This window comes from Mesonia aestuariivivens (genome assembly GCF_019311235.1).
Classification (GTDB): domain Bacteria; phylum Bacteroidota; class Bacteroidia; order Flavobacteriales; family Flavobacteriaceae; genus Mesonia; species Mesonia aestuariivivens.
Genome location: NZ_JAHWDF010000002.1, coordinates 80360 through 99172, shown reverse-complemented (window position 1 = coordinate 99172; position 18813 = coordinate 80360). Strand labels below are relative to the sequence as shown.

Genomic DNA, 18813 nt, shown 5'->3' with positions numbered 1-18813 from the left:
TTTTCTTCCTAGTTAATGTTAAGCCTATTCAGAAAAAGAAAATTTTAGAATAATCGGTATTTATTCACAAATTCTTTTCATAACAAATAATATATAAAAGTGTCTCTACTCAACTATCGCTTACTTTCTATTGGTATTATTTTACTAATTGCTACCACCAATTTGAGCGCACAGCAAATCGAAATAAATACTGATCATTCTCCAACAACCTTAAGAGAATTATCAGAAATTATCGAACAACAAACTGAATTCAATTTTAGATTTCAAGATAAATCAGCATCAAAAATTAAGATAAAAGCAAGATTAAAATCTTCTAATCTTACTGAAATTTTAAAAATTGCTTTTTCATCATTACTATACACATATAATATTGAAAATAAAACGATTAAAGTAATTAGAAAAAATAAAAATTCTAATCAGTTTGAAAGTCGATTGATTACGGGTAAAGTCACGAATAAAAATGGGATCCCTTTACCTGGTGCTACACTTATGATTCCAAATACAGCAAAGGGTACGATGACTAATATTGATGGAAATTTCACCTATCGCATTAATGCTATAAAAGTTTCTAATGTTCAATTAGAAGTGAAGTATTTAGGAATGCAAACAAAATTGATAAGGTTAGGAGATCGTAATAAGTTAAATATACAGTTAGCAGATTCTCAAAACGAACTAGATCAAGTAGTGATTACTTCTTCTTACGGAACTAAAAAATTAAAAGAGGAAGTTGTAGGAAGTATTGTAACAGTTACTGATAAAGAAATCCCAACGCAACAAACTTCAGAGAGTGTGGATAAAATGTTAGAAGGACAAATGGCGGGAGTCTTAGTAGAAAACACTACCGGCGTAGGCGGTCCTGTTAAAATAAATATTCGTGGTCAAGGCTCGCTTTCTTCTATTAATAATAACTTATTAAGTACCTCTACGCAACCACTAATTATTGTCGACGGCGTTATTATGACTGAAGAAATTGGTATTGATAATAACTTTTTCGACGGAAATGGGGTTAGCGGTGAAACATTTAATAATCCGTTAGCGAAAATTGCACCTTCAGATATAGAAAGTATTAATGTTTTAAAAGACGCAGCAGCTGTTGGTGTATATGGTGCAGATGGAGCTAATGGTGTTATTATTATTACTACAAAAAAAGGTAAACGCGGCAAAACCAAATATAATTTTTCAACTCAATTAGGACTCTCTAAAGCCGTCAACCAAATTAAATATTTAAACGGTCAACAATATACTGAACTGCGAAATAGATTTTTAAAAAATACTGGAGGAACACCTTTACCCGAAAATAATATCAATACCAATTGGTTTGATTTATTAAATACCACAGGAGTTTATACTAAATATAATTTTAGTGCTTCAGGGGCTACAGAACGTTTCAATTATCGTACTAGTCTCACCTACTTAACTATTGATGAACCCCAGTTAGGTAATGAAAACCAACAAGTAAATGCTAATATTAATCTAGGCTATAATTTAGGAAAAGTAGATTTAAAACTTTCTTTATCTCCAAGTTATGTGCAACACACCAAACCCAATATATATTACAATTATGCTTTTGTACCCAGACTTAAACCTTATAATGAAGATGGTTCATTTACGATTCTAGGCGTAAATACTGTAGCTAATCCGCTTGCCGTTGTAGAACAAAACAAAAGTGAATCAAACGATTATGGACTGCTAGGAAGTTTTAATGTAAATTATCATATTAATGATAACTTAAAAGTGTCTTCTTTATTTGGTTTAGATTATCAAGATAAAAAGCAAGACCGTTATTTCTCAGCTTCTAATGAAAGTGGTCGTAGTAATGGAACTTTTGTATTCAATGGAGAGACCTACAATCGCTGGGGAAGACGTATTATTAACAAACGTAACAGCACACGTTGGAACTGGCAAACTCAATTATTCTATGAAAAACAATGGGGAAATCATGGATTTAATCTTTTAGGTGGTTTAGAATTAAGTGAACAAAAAACAGATCTTGATTATGCTTCGGGCACTGGTTTTGTAAATCCTGAACAGTTAAATGATATTGCTAATGCTTTACAAGATGACGATCCAAATACAGAAAAGGATGATCGCTTTAACAATCAAGTATATAGAGCAGATATTAATAATAATTCTCGTGTATCTTTCTATAGTCAGTTAAATTATAATTTTAAAAAAAAATATTATTTTTTAGCTAACTTTAGAAGAGATGAAAGTTCTGTATTTGGTACCGATAGCAAAGTGGCTTATAATGGTGGGGTTGGATTAAGTTGGGTGCTATCAAAAGAAAAGTTTTTTAAGAATAAAGATTGGATCGATTTTCTAAGAATAAGAACCAGCTATGGTCGTACAGGTAATTCTAAAATAGGTTCTTACCGTTCTTTAGGTTTGTATAACCGAAGACAAAATTCTGGATACAATGGATTAAATGAAGCTACCCCCAGTGCTGCACCAAACCCAAAATTAAGTTGGGAGAAAAACGATAAATACAATATAGGGCTTGATGTTAATTTATTTGATCGTTTACAACTTACCGCAGAATATTATTACGATGACCTAAGTGATCTTATTGCTGCGAGAGATATCCCTCTTGAGAATGGATTTACATCATTGCAACTTAATGCTGCCCAAATGTACAACAGAGGTTTTGAGTTTAGCGCAAGATTGAGTTGGATTAAAAAAGAAAATTTTAAATGGTATACATCAGTTAACTTATCTACACTTCAAAATAAAGTAACAGATTTATTAGGTTTAGGTAGTGACTATTCTACAGCCCAAAAAGCTTTAGCTCAAAAAATAGGCTATAGTACTTCTACGATTTGGGGAATTAACTGGCTAGGGATAGATCCTGCTACCGGAAGAGATCTCGTAACTAAGAATCTACAAATTTACGATATGTCAACTTATCAAAACATCTATAACCAAGCAGATTGGGAACCTATTGGTAATAAACAACCTAATGCTTATGGTGGGTTTAGCAATACAATTTCAATAAAAAATTTCAGCTTAAGAGTAACTGGTTCTTATCAAATTGGAGGAGATTACCTTGCCGATTATCAATTAATTTCACAATATAACTTTACTCAAAATCGTAATCTTTCGGTAAATGCTTATGATTATTGGCGAGGTACTGGAGACACAGAAGCTTTACAGCCCGTAGTTACCAACAATAACCCTATAGTCCCTAATTTAAGTAAGTATTTATATGATGCTACTTTTATTAAAATTAACAACATTAACCTTTCATATCAATTACCTATTGATCGGCTAAAATTACCTTTAGAAAAACTATCTATATTTGCAAACGTTTCTAACGTAGCTTATTGGTATAAAGATAAATCTCCTAAAAATCGCAATGGTGTACGTGAATTTAAATACAATTACCCACAAGCTCGTACGTTTTCTTTAGGATTAACAACTACTTTTTAAAAAATAACCCAATGAAAAAAAAATTATATACTGCAAGTTTATTATTGCTCATTCTATTTCAATGGAGTTGTAGTGATTTTTTAGAACAAGAACCTGGAAGTCAAATTTCGATTAAAGAACAACTTTCTACAAGAAAAGGAATGTTAGAAGCCGTAGTGGGTATGTATTCATTAGTAGAAGAAAATACAAGATTTGAAAATTATGCAGTTTATGGTGATTTAAATGGTGGAAATATTAAGTTCACCCCTAATTTACCCAGTGCTCAAGTAGAAGTTGTTTCCAAAATTCAAGAAATCTACAATTTTAATGATAAAGCAAGAGAAAGCAATTTAGAAATTTTTTATAAGAATGCCTATCGGATAATTACAGCAGCAAACCTTCTGATAGAAAATGTAGAAAATACACCTTTTTTTACTATTGTAGAACAAGATCAAATCTATGCAGAAGCATTAAGTGTACGCGCTTATACGCATTTTTTACTTTTACAAGTTTATGCACAAAACACTAATTTTTCTGAAGCAGAAAAACTAGGTATTGTCTATAAAACTGAAACCTTACAAGAAGAATTAAAATATGCTCCACGTTTAAGTTTAGCAGAAAGTTATGTCGCTATTGTTAACGACTTACAAAAATCATTAGATTTATTTTCTGACACACCGATTCTCGAAGGACCGGAATATTCGTATTTTAGAGAAGTAAGTGTAAAAGCTTTATTAGCAAGAGTTCAATTAGCTCAAGAGGATTATCCAAGTGCCCTAGAAAATGCTAAATCTGTAATAGAAAATTCAGGAGTAGTACTTACTTCTAAACAAGAATATATCTCCTCTTGGAAACAGCCTTTACAACCTATACCCGAAATTTTATTAGAATTTTCAGTTTCTGTAGATTCAGATGGAAATTTAAGTGGTAGTAAATCTGCAATCTATGGTTATACTTCAAATACGAAATATGCAAATTATGCAGCTTCTCAAGATTTATTAAACCTGTATACTGAAAATGATATTAGAGGTGATTTATTTCTAGAACAGCAATTGCCTACTTTAGAAAATAATGAAACCGTTAATAAACCTTATTATTTTACCCATAAATTTCAAGGTAATCCCGGTAATCCTGTATTTAGATTAAGTGAAATGTATTTAATAGCAGCAGAAGCAGCAGCACAATTAAATGAGAATTCTACGGCATTAAATTATTTAAACGCTATTCGCGAACGTGCAGGTTTAACTTCTTTGACAAACAATAATAATTTAAAAGAAGAAATCTTTTTAGAATACAGAAGAGAACTAGCTTTTGAGAATAAACTATTTTTTGATATAAAACGTTTAGGCAAAAATGTAACACGAAACGATGGATGTATTTCTACCTCTTGTAATTTAAATTATCCATCTCCGTTTTTCGTACTTCCTATTCCACAAGAAACCATTAATATTAATACAAATCTAATTCAAAATGAAGGTTATTAAATTTTTATTCTTACTAAGCATAATCGCTATCTTAGGATGTTCTGATGATGATTTGAGTAATCAAGAAAATCAAGACCTAACTCCATCTTTAAGGTTTAATTTTATTGTAGATAACAATGATATTCCTTTAGAATATCCTGCTAATATAGCAAATAAAAAACCACTAGATCGATACGAAAATACATCTTTAAAACCGTTAAAAATACCAGTAATCTTAAGTTCAAGATCTATTGATAAACCAGTAACCGCAACCTACAGTTTACAAACAGATTTACCTGCATCTGCATATCAAATTTCCACTGAAAATTTACAATTCACAGCAGAGCAGCCTACTGATACTATTCAAGTAAAGTTTCTCGGACGATGGAATGAGAGTCAAAAACTTAAATTTAGCATAACCAGTGTTTCAGATCCATCTATTCAGATAGGCTCCCTTAATAATCAAACGGGTGGAAATCAATTTGAAATTAACCTAGGTGAATTAATTACTACCTATCAATTTGATATTAATAGAATAGAACTCAAAGGAACCATGGATGAAGCCAAAAATTTTAAAGTTGAATTTCCTTATGGTTATCTAGAAGAAGAAATAAACGATAGTGAAATATTTCGTTTTCTAAATGGTTTTGAATATGTGTTACAGCGTTCTGAAATAAATGATGATTCTATAAATTATGAAATTATTTTGAAAGAAATTTTAAATGATGATGTAGCTTCTCAATCTACAATTTCATTAAAAGAAAATGATAATTATACCATTTCAGGAAAATCAAATATTATAATTGATAAACCTATTCATATAGATCGAAATACAAATACAAACCCTGCTTCTCACTTTTACGACCTCAGTAATCAGTATTATTTGGTAAGAGGAGAAAATTGGCTCGATCACAATAATAACGGGGAATGCTCTTGGAGATCTTGGACAGCATTTGGCGTCCCGGTTGCAGTAGACGCTAATGATGAAAATGCGGTACTAAACGATTATGATAATAACTATTACAACGCTTATAAAATTGGTTTTGTATCACCTATTGCAGGTAAAACAACAAATCCTTTTAATCTAAAACGTTGGTTTGATTATGAATCTTCAGAAGAAGCAGATTCTCCTGGGTTAAATATTAAAACAGCTATTGAATTTTATCCGGAAGATGGAACCAGCTTGACAAATGGTATCGTATCTGTTATCCCTCAATTCTTAACCATATCTAATAAAGATGATAAAAGGTATGAATTTGCTATTTCTGGTACAGGAACTTATAGACAAATTGAAGAAACACTTTGGGAAATTAAATTAAGCTTAAAAGTAACTAATGAAGAATTGTATGAGGGTACTGTAACATCAGAATATTACATTTACAGCGAAAGGGGCTATGAAGATCCCGAAATTATACCTGGTAATCAATGTATAGAAGAAATTTTGCTCTAAACTATAATCCATGTACAAAAAAATCTTATTAATTATTATTACTACCTTACTTTTCTCTTGCAAATCAGATAAGCAAGAAAATTATCAGTCAATAACCTTCTTACGAGAGGTTTATGCTTCAGGTAATTCTGAAAATTGGCCAGCGCCTAATTTAGATAGTAGTATTAATAATTTTAAGGACATAGGGCATTTGCCTAAAGTGAAATTCCCTAATAATAATCCGTATTCTAAAGAGAAAGTAAATCTGGGAAAAAAACTGTTTTTTGATCCCAGACTTTCTGTCAGCGGTCAAATAGCATGTGCATCTTGTCACAATTCTGAATTGGCATGGACAGATAACTTAACTCGTTCTTTTGGTCACAACCGTCAAAACGGAAAACGGAATGCCATGACCATCATGAACGTTGCCTTTGCCCACGAATTATTTTGGGATGGCCGCGCGAATAGCTTAGAAGATCAAGCTCGTTTTCCTATAGCCGATGAGTTAGAAATGAATGAAAAGCTCAATCTTGCTGTCCATAAAATCAAAGAAATTGAAGGTTACAAACCTTTATTCGTAGCTGCTTTTAATAGTGATGAAGTTTCATTAGAACGAATTCAAAAAGCCATAGCTACTTATGAACGTACAATAATAAGCCGAACCAGTAAATTTGATCGGTTTATTGATCAGCGCCCTAATGTTTATAGTGATGAAGAAGTTTTAGGTTTGCATTTGTTCAGAACTAAAGCACGCTGTATCAATTGCCACAATACTGGATATTTTAGTGATAATCAGTATCATAATGACGGGCAGGTTTTATTTGGTACCAAAAACGAAGATTTTGGTCGGTTCCATGTTACTGGAGATACAGCAGATATAGGCAAGTTTAGAACCCCTACTCTACGTGAGGTGGCTCGCACAGGTCCTTGGATGCACAACGGTCACTTTCCGTCTTTACGAGATGTCATTGAATTTTACAATTTAGGTAATCCACAAGTTATTCAAAAGCGCTATTTGGGAACACCACGAGACTCTTTAATTCCTGAGGTTTCACCACTATTACATAAATTAGAGCTTACTAAAGATGAAATCAATGCTTTAGAAGCTTTCTTAAAAACATTATCTTCTAAGAATACTCGTATTCATGCTCCAGAATTACCAGAATAGATACTTTTTTTATTTTAGAAACCTTTGAGTTCTGATGCAAAATCTTTCAAGAATAAAAATCCAATCGTTTAATTTACCATCTATTCAAAATTATTTATAGTAGTTGTGGTTTAAAACAGAATTCTGAGTTTACATCATCAATTTATAAGATTATTATTTAAAATAAGCTATTTAGAAACTTAAAATATTTAATCAAATTCATGCTTCCATATGTTTTTATATTTTTGTAGTATTAATTAAATTATATGCTTGTGAAATTTGAATCTCAGTCAAAAAAGATACTATTAATTGTGTTTATAATGATGAATACCGTCTTTTTTGCTCAATCTGAGAGTCCTTACAATTTAGTAAAGACTAGATATACTTTTTTCTATAAAAATAATTGGAAAACTTTTAACGGAATTACCATCACCCATTTCCCAGATGCTAAAATCATTTATAAGTCTAAAGTCAAAGATGGTATTGAGTTTTATAGTGAAGCTTATAATAAAAATGATGAACTTATCGGTATTCTTGAAAATGAAAATTACAAAAAATTAGATACTAAAAATAGAAAAACAGCATTTAAAGAAAATCAGAAATTCTCCGATACTTCTCAATTTAGAGTCAAAAAAATCATCACTAAATATTATAAGGATCCCAAAACAACTAAAGAAGAAAAAATTAACGGTATTTACAAAAAACCATTTAGTAAAGAATATTATTCAAAGGGATGTCTCACTAAAATTGAAAACTTTTACGATGAAGATTGCAAATTAATTAAAGAAAGTTATGAAATTTTCTATACAGAAGTTGGGAATCTTTTAGTGAAAAATATAGAATCTACTTATAATGGGAAATATAAATTATGGAATAGAGATGGAAAATTAATTGAATCTGGTACTTATAAAATGGGAGTTAAAATACCCTACTAAAATTTATATTTTTAACTATACAAAATCTCCACAATTACAATTCATTAAAATAACATAAGATTATGCCTCATTTATTTTCATACGGAACACTTCAAAAGGAAAAAGTGCAACTTGAAACTTTTTCAAGAATTTTAGAAGGTAAAAAAGATGTTCTCAAATGCTATCAACTAAAAATGGTAGAAATAACTGACCCAGAAGTTTTGAGGAAGAGTGAAGAAAAATTTCATCCAATTATTCAATATTCAGGTAATGAAACCGACAAAATTGAAGGAACTTTATTTAAGATTACACCAACTGAATTGCAACATGCCGATGATTATGAAGTGGATGATTATAAAAGAATTAAAGTTACTTTTGAATCAGGGAATACTGGGTATATCTACGTAAAGCGCTAATACAATTATCCAAAATCAATCAACTTTTACGAAAGTAAAGATCATAAAAAAACCTCTTACTTCAACTGAAATAAGAGGTTTTGGAATATATTTTTAAATATTTACGAACGAAACGGCAAAGCTCGATTAGGATAATCAGTGATGATTCCGTCTACGTTCCACTCTAAAAGTTGTTTCATCGCTGTGGTATCATTCACTGTCCAAGGGATTACTTTCATATCTTGTTCATGTAAAGAATCTACACTTTCTTCTGAAAGCATTTTGTATTCCGGACTATAAACCGCTGGAATAAAACCTAATTTCTCCAAATTCTTATCGATTCCATCTTGATAAACCAATGCCGAAAAGCGATACTCTGGATGTTCTTTGTGTAAGTACTGAAGAATTCTAAAATCGAAACTCTGTAACACAATTCGATCTTTTGGAATTCCAGAATTTTCGATGGTTTTTATCACTAATTCTGAAAATTCTTTAGGTTCCGGATGGTAAAAATTATCGGCACGCGGATCGCTTTTTAATTCGATATTATATGAAAAATCAACGTTGTTTTCGGCTTTATAATTTTCAGCCATCTCAAAAACAGCTGTTAGCAATGGTTTGGTAACATGCTGTTTTTCCTGCTCGGGAAATTTAGGATTCCCCATGCTTCCGCAATCGTATTTTTGAACCTCAGCATAGGTATGCTGATAGATATTGAGGCTCATCGAATCTTTCTCTTTAATAGGTTTTCCTAAAGAATCTAAACAAAAATCGCGGTTAAACCACAAATCGTGCGACACCAATACTTTTTTATCTTTGGTGATCACCACATCCATTTCTAAGGTATTCACACCCAATTCTAATGCTTTTTTAAAAGCTGGAATCGAATTTTCTGGCATTAAACCTCTGGTACCTCGATGCCCCTCAAGATCGAAATTATAGGTTTTTTCAGCTTTTTTTTCTGAAATATTTTCGGTTTTATTTTCAGTTGAATTTTCTACTATTACCGATTTTTCTGTCGACTTATTTTTACAAGAAAAAGCGACAATTGCCAATGCTACTAGAAGTATTTTTTTCATTATTTAATATTTTCGGTTATAAATTCAACACTTTCTTGATATACTTTTTCCCAATCTTTAGAACGTAAATCGGAAGCAATCACGTGATTTCCTGCTTCCGGGAAAGCTACTTTCTCCTTTTCAGCGGCGGGCGTTCCTAATTCATCATACATTTTTAGCATTGCTTCTACCGAAACTACCTGATCTTGTTCTTTTTCATTCTTGTAATAATAACCTAGAAATACGGGACAAGTTACTTTGCTAAAGGTTTTAGGGTTCATATTCTGCTGAAGCATATTAATTAAGCCAACATAGCCGTTTACATGATAATCGGTAGACCAATATTTGGCTTCTTCTGCCGGGCGATCTTGATGTTGAACCTCTCCCCCAATCTGGTTGATAAAAAACTCTTTTCCGCCAGGCTGTGTAATTGCTGCCATGGCAGGATTTTTTAACCCGATAAAAGGGGAATACATAATAACTCCCGCTAATTCTTTATTTTCTGAAGCTAAAATTAAACTCAGTGTTCCGCCAGTAGATGTACTCACTAAAAGTACTTTTTCGCCAATTTTTCTACCAATTGCTAAAGCTTCTTGTGCTGAAGCGATATAATTTTCGGGTGTTAATGATTTAAAAGCATCTTCTGCCGCAATACCGTGGGACTGTAACCTAGACATATACAGATTCCAACCAAATTTTTCTGCCAGTTTAGAAATTACCGGTTCGCCTTCTTTACTGCTTGCACCAAAACCATGTAAATACACAATTGATATTGGTGTTTTTTGATACTCTTTTTCCCAAATAATATGTGCTTCGTTATTCGGTTTTAAATCATTTACCGAAGCTTCTTTTGAAGCAATATATTCGTCTAATTTATTCAATGAAATATTATCTAATTGCTGCGCAAATATGCGGGTTAAATTCAGCAATAAAAATCCGATTAAAAAATACTTTTTCATTTTTGTTCGATTTAAAATTTAATAGAAGCTTGCACACCATAAGAACGTGGTGCTCCTGCGATAAATGTTGGGATACCGAATCCTCCTCCGGTGTTACCACCATCGATTATATATTCTTCATCCAACACATTATTCATAAAGAAATTCACTTCGTATTTTTTATTGATGATTGTTCCTACTTTAAAGTTTAGCAAACCATAAGCATCTTGAGAAACTCCGGGTTTGTTCGTTTCTTCAAAAAACACTTTAGATTTATAGCTATACGAAGGACGAACATATAAATCCATATTTTTAGTTATTGAAGGCTGATAATTAACACCAAGTGAAAATGAATGTTTAGGGGTTAATCTAAAGGTATTTCCTGCTAATTCTTGCTCGTTTCCGTTTTCATCTTCATCATCGAAGCTTGCATCTATATAACTGTAATTGGCAAAAAAGTTGCTGTTTTTGGCAAACGCATATTGAAAAGCTGCTTCAAAACCATACGAGGTTGCACTACCACTATCATCTGGGTTAGTGTTTATACCAGTTTCAGGATCAAAAGTGGTTATTGAAGTTTGGAAGTGACGGTACTTGTACGTATACGCATTCACATCAAACTGTAAACGGTTATTTAAGAATAATGATTTAGCACCTACCTCGTAAGACCAAACACTTTCTGCTGCTAAAGTATTTGCGCCAGTTTCATCAATATTAATCACATTAGGACGTCTACCTCTGGCTAGGTTTCCAAATACTGAAAATTGATTAGAAACTTCATAGTTTACTGCAAATCGACCTACCGCAGATAAAAAGTTTTCGCTAGCTTTTAAACGTCCGTTGGTTGGAGCAAATAAGTTATTAGGATAAGTGCTTAATAAAGCACCAATAAAGCTTGGCGTTTCAGCATCATCCACTTCATAACCTGCATTAATATTTTCCCAAGTTCCGCGTAAACCTAAGGTAAAAATAAGACTAGGAATAACTGAATACGATACATCTGCAAAAATATCTCCAGAATAATTTTTACCATAGTTGGTATACGATTCACGATTAGCTTCATTTAAGGGAGCTCCGGCTGCTTGACCAAAAGTATCTGGATCGTTTGGAATGGCAGGAAAATATTGAGGTATACCATTCACCATAAATAAATCTTGGTTTCCGGTTAAATAACTTAAAATTAAAGCACCATAACTCTGCTCGTTAGTGATAAGTGGGGCACTTTGAGAACCATCTTCATAGAAAAAATTTCCTCCGAAAAAACCATTTAACTTATCGTCTGCACTAAAATTGAAACGAACTTCTTGGCTAAATTGTTTTCCTTTCGCGATCTCGTGGAAAAACAAAGCAGGAGCTGGAGTACCATCGGCATCAAAAGCTTCATCTGAATCAAATTCACGATATGCTGTGGTAGATGTAAAATCCCAAACAGAATTGATATGATGTTTGGCAATCGCAGTAATATCGTAAACAGTACGGTCTAAGCCTAACTCTTCTCCGCGTTCTAAATCGGCAAATGTATTTGGGTTTGTGTCTCCGCCTACTGGTGCGTAAGTTCCACTCTTAAAAGCGGTACCAGGAGGAGTATCGTGTTGCCAGTTAGCAATTACATCCAAAGTCGTATTTGCTCCTAGCATATATTTTAAAGATCCTCTAAAAGCTAGCGTTTCTTTACCATTTAAATCACCTCCAGAAAGGTTGTCGATAAATCCATCTCTTTTACTGTAAATACCTGCTAATCTCACAAAAAGCTTATCTTTTACTAGCGGAGTATTTACAAAACCGGTTGCTCTAAATTGGTTAAAATTACCATATCCTAAAGTTAATTTTCCAGAATTATCATTTACTGCCTTATTATTGATAATGTGCATCGCTCCAATTTCAGCGCCTCGACCAAATAAAGTTCCTTGTGGCCCTTTTAAAACTTCAACACGTTCAATATCATAAAGTTCTACTACAGAACCTCTAGACTTACTAATGGAAACACCATTTTGAAAAACCGATACTCTGGGTTCTACTCTAGAATCTCCGTTATCACTTGTAATACCTCGAATTACAATACCTGGATTGTTGGCGCTCTGTAATTGCACTTGTAAACCCGGAACAAATTCTGACAATTGATCAAACTCTTGAATATTTTGATTTTGTAGAAATTCATTTCCATAAGAGGTGATAGCGATTGGTACATCTTTATTTTTTTGCTCTCTTTTTTGAGCGGTAACAACTAATCCTTCTAATTCAAAAGCCGATTCCTGTAATTCGAAATTGAGCTTCGTATCTTGATTGAGCGTAATATCTTTTGTTATGGTTTTAAATCCTACAAAAGAGACTTCAATGGTATAGCTCCCTGCTGTTATAGCTTGAATTTGATAATTTCCAGAATAATCTGAGGTAGTTCCTTTTGAAAGTTCAGCAATAGTAATATTAGCACCTGTAACAGGTTCGCCATCTTCTGAAGTGATTTTCCCTTGAAGCATTAAGCCTTCTTGAGAATAACTAAAACTACAGAAAAACAGTAGTAAGAATAGAAAATAAAAATTTTTCATAGTACAATTTGTGGATTATTATAAGCCACAAAACTACCTACGCTCCCATTATACAAGTATTTTCTTAATATGATTTATATATTAAGAAAAGTAAGAAAATAACTAAAAACGTTAATTAAATAACTCGAAAACATTTACAAACGTTTAATTTTTTTAATTATAAGTTAACAGACATCAAAACATAAACCTCTATAGTTTTCAAAAAACAATTAAAGAGTTTATAAGTCTATATTCCTAGTAATCAAAGTTTTATGTTGTAAAAAATTTCTATTTACAATCACCTATTTTAGTCATATTCGAATTATATTTTTGAAACTTTCTAAATATCCCTAAATACCGTGAGTTAATTTTAGTAAGCTCCTATTATCTTGCATGAACTTATAAAGTACAAGTAAAACATAATTTGGCAGAATACGTTTAACGCAAACTATAGCTTTAAGATTCTTATTTATGATACCTAGAGAACAAGCAAGTAAATACATTGCTACCTTCAAAAAATCCACACTAAGAGAAGAAGATTTTAATCAATTTCCTGAACCCTATCGTAAATTAGGTTTGGTAGTAGCCTGTATTAATAAGGATAGATACAATTATTATTCTGCTTACGATTTGATTGATAGTTTTGAAAATCCAGAAACTGTAAATCCTTGGCTTACGCCTGAAGGAATGAAATTAGGCGTTTTTCTATTCGGAGAAATTCAGGCTCCTTATTTAGCCGCAACCTGGAATCTTCTCGCTACCCAACCCTACCAATCTGGTTATGCAAGAAGATCTTTTCGTTGCAAACCTACGTTAGAGCTTTTCTTTAAAAAAATAAGTGTTTTTAAACGTTTTTTAAGCCTAAGCCGTTTAGGAATGGGTGGTCTATCTCTTAAAGAACAGTTGCAATACAGCACGTATTACGATCGTGGAAATAGCTATTTTCTTGCTTGTGTTTTACATCATCGACCCGCATTTGTAGATGAAGTAGTAACCGATATTATACAGGCAGAAGACGAAATAGGTGGTATAAGTCAAGATATTATTAAAGGATTATTGCTTACTCCTTCCTCTAAAAACTGGAAGCTAGTAGGAGATTTGCTATTGGCTGCGCAGCGTCAAGAAGGGCTTAGACAGACTATTTTAGAAACCCTAGACGATTGTGGTCTAGGCGCTTTAAACTATATGATTAATCTAATTTTAGAGCACGATTTAGCGCGGTTTAGTAGTGTGGTAAGGGCTGTAAATGTTTGGTTTGGTTTCAATTGGGAAGCTCCTAAAAAAGCAACTGTAAACCGAATTTTAAAAATTGCAGAAAGCCTTATGTTAGACTTAACTAAAGTCGAAGAATGGCTGGCCAGCAAAGATCATTTAGAAATTTATACCGCACTTTGGGCAATAGGCTTAACTGATGTAGACATTGCCAATCAAAAAGCACTTAATTTAGTTTACCAATCAGAAAATAGAGAACAAAAAATACTGGCGCTTTATTTTGTTTCGCAAACAGAACGTACCAATCATTCTATTGTTGAATATTTTAAAAAGGAATTAGGTAAAGATGCGGCAATTGATCATTGGCTAATCATAAATTTACCAGAAATTGAATTAGACGATCATACCTTTAAACGGGTGCTTGAAGTTGCGCAATCTATTTCTGCTGAAAACAAAGAGAAACCAGTACATATATTTTCTTGGCACAGCTTTCAACCCAACGCTGGGGCTTTCTATAATTTTTTACTGAAAAATAGCAGTGAAGAGCAACTTGCATACCTAGCAGAAGATATCGATTTGCTCCCTTCTGAAGTTAGAGAAGATTACATTCGTAAAGTTTTCCCTAACAGTTATCGTTATTACTGGAACAAAGAAAACCCTCCACAACCTAATCCAGATTTTGATTATGAAGCCGATTCGTGGAAGCGAAAATTAGTACATCAGTCTATAAAAAACCGTAATGAAACGGTTATGAATACAGGTATTCAGATGTTTTACGCTATGCCTTTACACGATAAAGACATTGAAGTTGCCGAAGAGCTGATGAGGCGTAAAAGCAAAACGCTACGTTCAGCTATTTTAAGACTTTTAGTAAGACAACCCGAAAATCGTTTTAAAACTACGACTAAAAACTTGGTGGTTTCACGTAATATAGATCAGCGATTAGCAGGGCTAGAACTGCTAACTCTTGCCGATGATGAAGATAAATACAGTGACTTTATTGCTGAACAAATTCATCTTTATAAAGAAAGACCTAAACACTCTAAAAACGAACAGGTTTTTTTAGATAAATTTTCTAAAAATTCAAATACAAATAGCTTTAGTAATGGGTTTGGCGCGATAGATTATGAAAACCTGAGTGGTCTTTATATTCCACAGTCAAAATTTGAAAGAAAAACCAACTTTTTTGATAAATTAGGAATAGTTACTTCAGCAGGTAAAAGCTTTAAATTGAGTGCATTTATAGATGCTGAAAAAATAATTTTAGCAATTAATAAATTAATTACACTCATCAATGAACAGCGTAATTATGAATATGAACGAGAAGGTTATCAGGGAGAAACAGTCACCCAATTATTGGGACAGGGAATTCATGATATTAAACAATTAGAAACCCCTACTCCTTTAGAAGAATTACATAATCTTCCGCTAGCCAATATTTGGATAGAATGGTATAAAAACAGTCAACTAAACGATTATGAAATGTATATGGCTATTCGCTTTATAGCCAATGCTAACAATCCTTACAGCACTTACGGTAAGCTTATTCCCTTTGTAAAACAATACATTCCCAATTTAGAAAAAATAGCAATAGATCATAGTACACGATCGTATTACGGAAAAAACATATTGTATTTAACGGTTCTAAAAAGACTATTTAAAGCTTATCAAGATCAGTCTAATTTTATTAATTTCAAATTAGATCTTTTAGAAGATGTAATTGCTAATTTTCCAGAAGACTGTAAAAAAACTGGCTTTAAACAAAATGATTATTCCATACTATCTTCAAATTGGACGATTATAGCTACGCAATTAATCGGAGCTCTAACTGAAGATGAATTAGAAAACACCACGCTAGATCAACTAAAAAAGTACTGGGATTTACACCTATATTTAACTGCCCAATACTTAGGTTACCCTAATAGTGTTTCACAAATAAGAGATGTTGCTGCAGAAAAAGTAAAAAATGCTAGAGATATGCCTAGCCCCAATATAGAAGCAACCCTTAAATTACATCAAAAAAATATAATTAACGATGATGATTTGTTGTTTCAAGCCTTGTATTCAGGGTCGTTAATGTCGATTATCGATGGAGGTTTAAATTACCGGGTTCGTAGTGGCAAAATACCTAAGAACCCAGTTCCGGAACACGTATTTTTACCGCTAAAAACCAATTTATTACAAATAGAATTAGAGCGCGGAGACATTGCTACAGAAGCTTCAGATTATGTTTCGCATATAATTACGGTAAAAGGAACTCATTATGTATTTGATATTTTACAACGTTTAGGGAAAGAATCTTTTGAACGCGGATATAGTTATTACAACGACAGCAAAAAATCAAAATTTAGCGGTATTCTTAGAAAAAGTGTTCCTAGTGAATCTGAAAGCTATGAAGATTTTGTAAGCCTTGCTAACGAAGCTAAAATACCTAAAAAGCGCCTTATCGAATTGGCGTGTTATGCCACACAATGGGCCGGTTATGTAGGAGAGTATTTAGGTTTAGAGAAATTAGAAGATGCCGTTTGGTGGTTTCAGGCGCATGTTTCAGATTATATGAGTAGTGAGAAAGAAACCCTAATTTCTAGATATTCAGACATTTCAAAATCAGATTTTGCCATTGGTGCCATCGATATTGATTGGTTTAATAAAGTGTATAAAAATTTAGGAAAGTCTAACTGGAAACTTTTACACGATGCTGCCAAATATATTTCTGACGGAAACGGTCATCGTCAAGTTAAATTGTATTCTAGTGTGATGCTAGGCGAAGTAAAAATTACAGAAACGCTTAAGAAAGTAAAAGAAAAAAGGGACAAAGATTATGTGCGTGCTCTAGGCTTAATTCCGCTTAGTAAAACCGTCCCAGAAAAAGATTTATTGAAACGCTACAATCTGTTGCAGCAATTTTTAAAAGAAAGCAAGCAATTTGGAGCGCAGCGTCAAGAAAGCGAAAAATTAGCCGTAGAAATTGGATTAGATAATTTATCTAGAAATGCTGGTTATAAAGACCGGGTTCGTTTCAGTTGGGCTATGGAAGCAAAAGCTACGCAAGAAATTATGGAAAATGCAACCCTAAAGCTCGATGAAACCGAATTAAAACTAGTGATTAATGAGTTAGGAAAAGCAAGCATTCAAGTAACCAAAGCAGGCAAACCGCTTAAAAATATTCCGGCAAAATATCGCAAAGAAAAATCGGTTATTGCGTTAAAAGAACATAAAACCTATTTAGCACAGCAATACAAAAGAACGCGTTTATCTTTAGAAAATGCAATGGTAAACGAAGATCAATTTACTGCTGCAGAAATTCATAAGCTTATGCTGCATCCTATTGTAAAGGCGATGCTTAGCAAATTAGTTATGTTCTCTCCCGAAAAGGAAATTAGTGGTTTTTACAGCGAAGGTACCTTAACGAATGTTTCTGGAAAAATACATACGTTAACAGCAGAAGATACATTAGTTATTGCACACTCTTCTCATCTTTACCAAACTGTAGAATGGGATGTATACCAAAAACACCTTTTTGCAGAGCGCATCATACAGCCGTTTAAGCAAGTATTTAGAGAATTATATGTAATTACTGAAGAAGAACGAGAAAACAGTTTTAGATCTAAACGCTACGAAGGGCATCAAATTCAACCTAACAAAACCGTCGCTTTATTGCGCAGCAGAGGCTGGACGGTTAACCGCGATGAAGGCTTACAAAAAGTATATCATAAACGTGGTTTTATGGCTACGATGTATGCGATGGCAGATTGGTATTCACCATCAGATGTTGAAGCGCCAACTTTAGAAGAAGTTTGTTTCCATTCGTTAACGGATTATCAACCTATTCCGCTTAGCGAAATTCCGCCGGTAGTATTTAGCGAAATTATGCGCGATATCGATTTGGTGGTAAGTGTTGCTCACGTTGGCGGTGTAGATCCAGAAGCCAGCCACAGCACAGTGCAAATGCGCGCAGCTCTAGCCGAAGAATCTGCCAGATTGTTTAAACTTCAGAATATAGAAGTTAAAAATCGTCACATTCTTATTAAAGGGAAACTTGGCGAGTACAGCATTCATTTAGGAAGCGCGCAGGTGAGTAAAAACGGATTGTCACTTTCTATATTACCGGTTCACAGCCAGCATCGCGGACGTATGTTTTTACCTTTTGTAGATGACGATCCTAAAACTGCCGAACTTATTTCTAAAATGAAACTGCTTGCCGAAGACGATAAAATACAAGATCCAACCATTTTAGCGCAGATTAATAATTAATAGTAACATTAGGGCGTTCCCCACTCTCGTGAGGCGCGCTTTCTGTTACAAGTCCGCGTGCTAGCGCACTGTG

The 18813-nt window shown here is 33.1% G+C and carries 10 protein-coding genes; 7 read left to right on the top strand and 3 right to left on the bottom strand.

Translation table 11 applies throughout. From position 1 onward, the window contains the following. Positions 1-99: 99 nt before the first annotated feature. The 6 genes from KW502_RS02080 (at position 100) to KW502_RS02055 (ending at position 8774) form a co-directional block, all read left to right on the top strand. A complete protein-coding gene (locus tag KW502_RS02080; protein WP_219038874.1) occupies positions 100-3426 on the top strand; it encodes a SusC/RagA family TonB-linked outer membrane protein in 3327 nt (1108 codons plus the stop codon). A gap of 11 nt (positions 3427-3437) precedes the next feature. After that, the gene (locus KW502_RS02075; protein ID WP_219038873.1) at positions 3438-4889 is read left to right on the top strand and encodes a RagB/SusD family nutrient uptake outer membrane protein; all 1452 of its coding nucleotides are present in this window, start codon (positions 3438-3440) and stop codon (positions 4887-4889) included. After that, positions 4876-6318 (top strand): phospholipase D-like domain-containing protein, encoded by a 1443-nt coding sequence (locus KW502_RS02070; protein ID WP_219038872.1) that lies wholly within the window; start codon positions 4876-4878, stop codon positions 6316-6318. Before KW502_RS02075 ends, KW502_RS02070 begins: the two co-directional genes overlap by 14 nt. A gap of 10 nt (positions 6319-6328) precedes the next feature. Then, a complete protein-coding gene (locus tag KW502_RS02065) occupies positions 6329-7465 on the top strand; it encodes a cytochrome-c peroxidase (RefSeq protein WP_219038871.1) in 1137 nt (378 codons plus the stop codon). Positions 7466-7764: 299 nt separating this feature from the next. Next, positions 7765-8379, top strand: a complete 615-nt coding sequence (locus KW502_RS02060; RefSeq protein WP_219038870.1) for a hypothetical protein — start codon at positions 7765-7767, stop codon at positions 8377-8379. Between the two features lie 62 nt (positions 8380-8441). Then, on the top strand, positions 8442-8774 hold the full coding sequence (locus KW502_RS02055; RefSeq protein ID WP_219038869.1) for a gamma-glutamylcyclotransferase family protein: 333 nt from the start codon (positions 8442-8444) through the stop codon (positions 8772-8774). A 101-nt stretch (positions 8775-8875) separates the two neighbouring features. On the opposite strand, the gene KW502_RS02050 is transcribed toward KW502_RS02055, so the two are convergent. From KW502_RS02050 to KW502_RS02040, 3 genes are read right to left on the bottom strand one after another with little or no spacing between them, the layout of a single operon-like run. After that, positions 8876-9832: a glycerophosphodiester phosphodiesterase family protein gene (locus KW502_RS02050; RefSeq protein WP_219038868.1), complete on the bottom strand. Its 957-nt coding sequence runs from the start codon at positions 9830-9832 to the stop codon at positions 8876-8878. Next, the gene (locus tag KW502_RS02045) at positions 9832-10770 is read right to left on the bottom strand and encodes an alpha/beta hydrolase (RefSeq protein ID WP_219038867.1); all 939 of its coding nucleotides are present in this window, start codon (positions 10768-10770) and stop codon (positions 9832-9834) included. The genes KW502_RS02050 and KW502_RS02045 overlap by 1 nt, the downstream gene beginning before the upstream one ends. Before the next feature lie 11 nt (positions 10771-10781). Then, entirely contained in the window at positions 10782-13295 is a 2514-nt protein-coding gene (locus KW502_RS02040) for a TonB-dependent receptor (RefSeq protein WP_219038866.1), read from the bottom strand. Between the two features lie 450 nt (positions 13296-13745). On the opposite strand from KW502_RS02040, the gene KW502_RS02035 reads away from it, so the two are divergent. Further along, complete coding sequence (locus KW502_RS02035) at positions 13746-18740, top strand: DUF4132 domain-containing protein (RefSeq protein ID WP_219038865.1); 4995 nt, start codon at positions 13746-13748, stop codon at positions 18738-18740. Positions 18741-18813 lie beyond the last annotated feature (73 nt).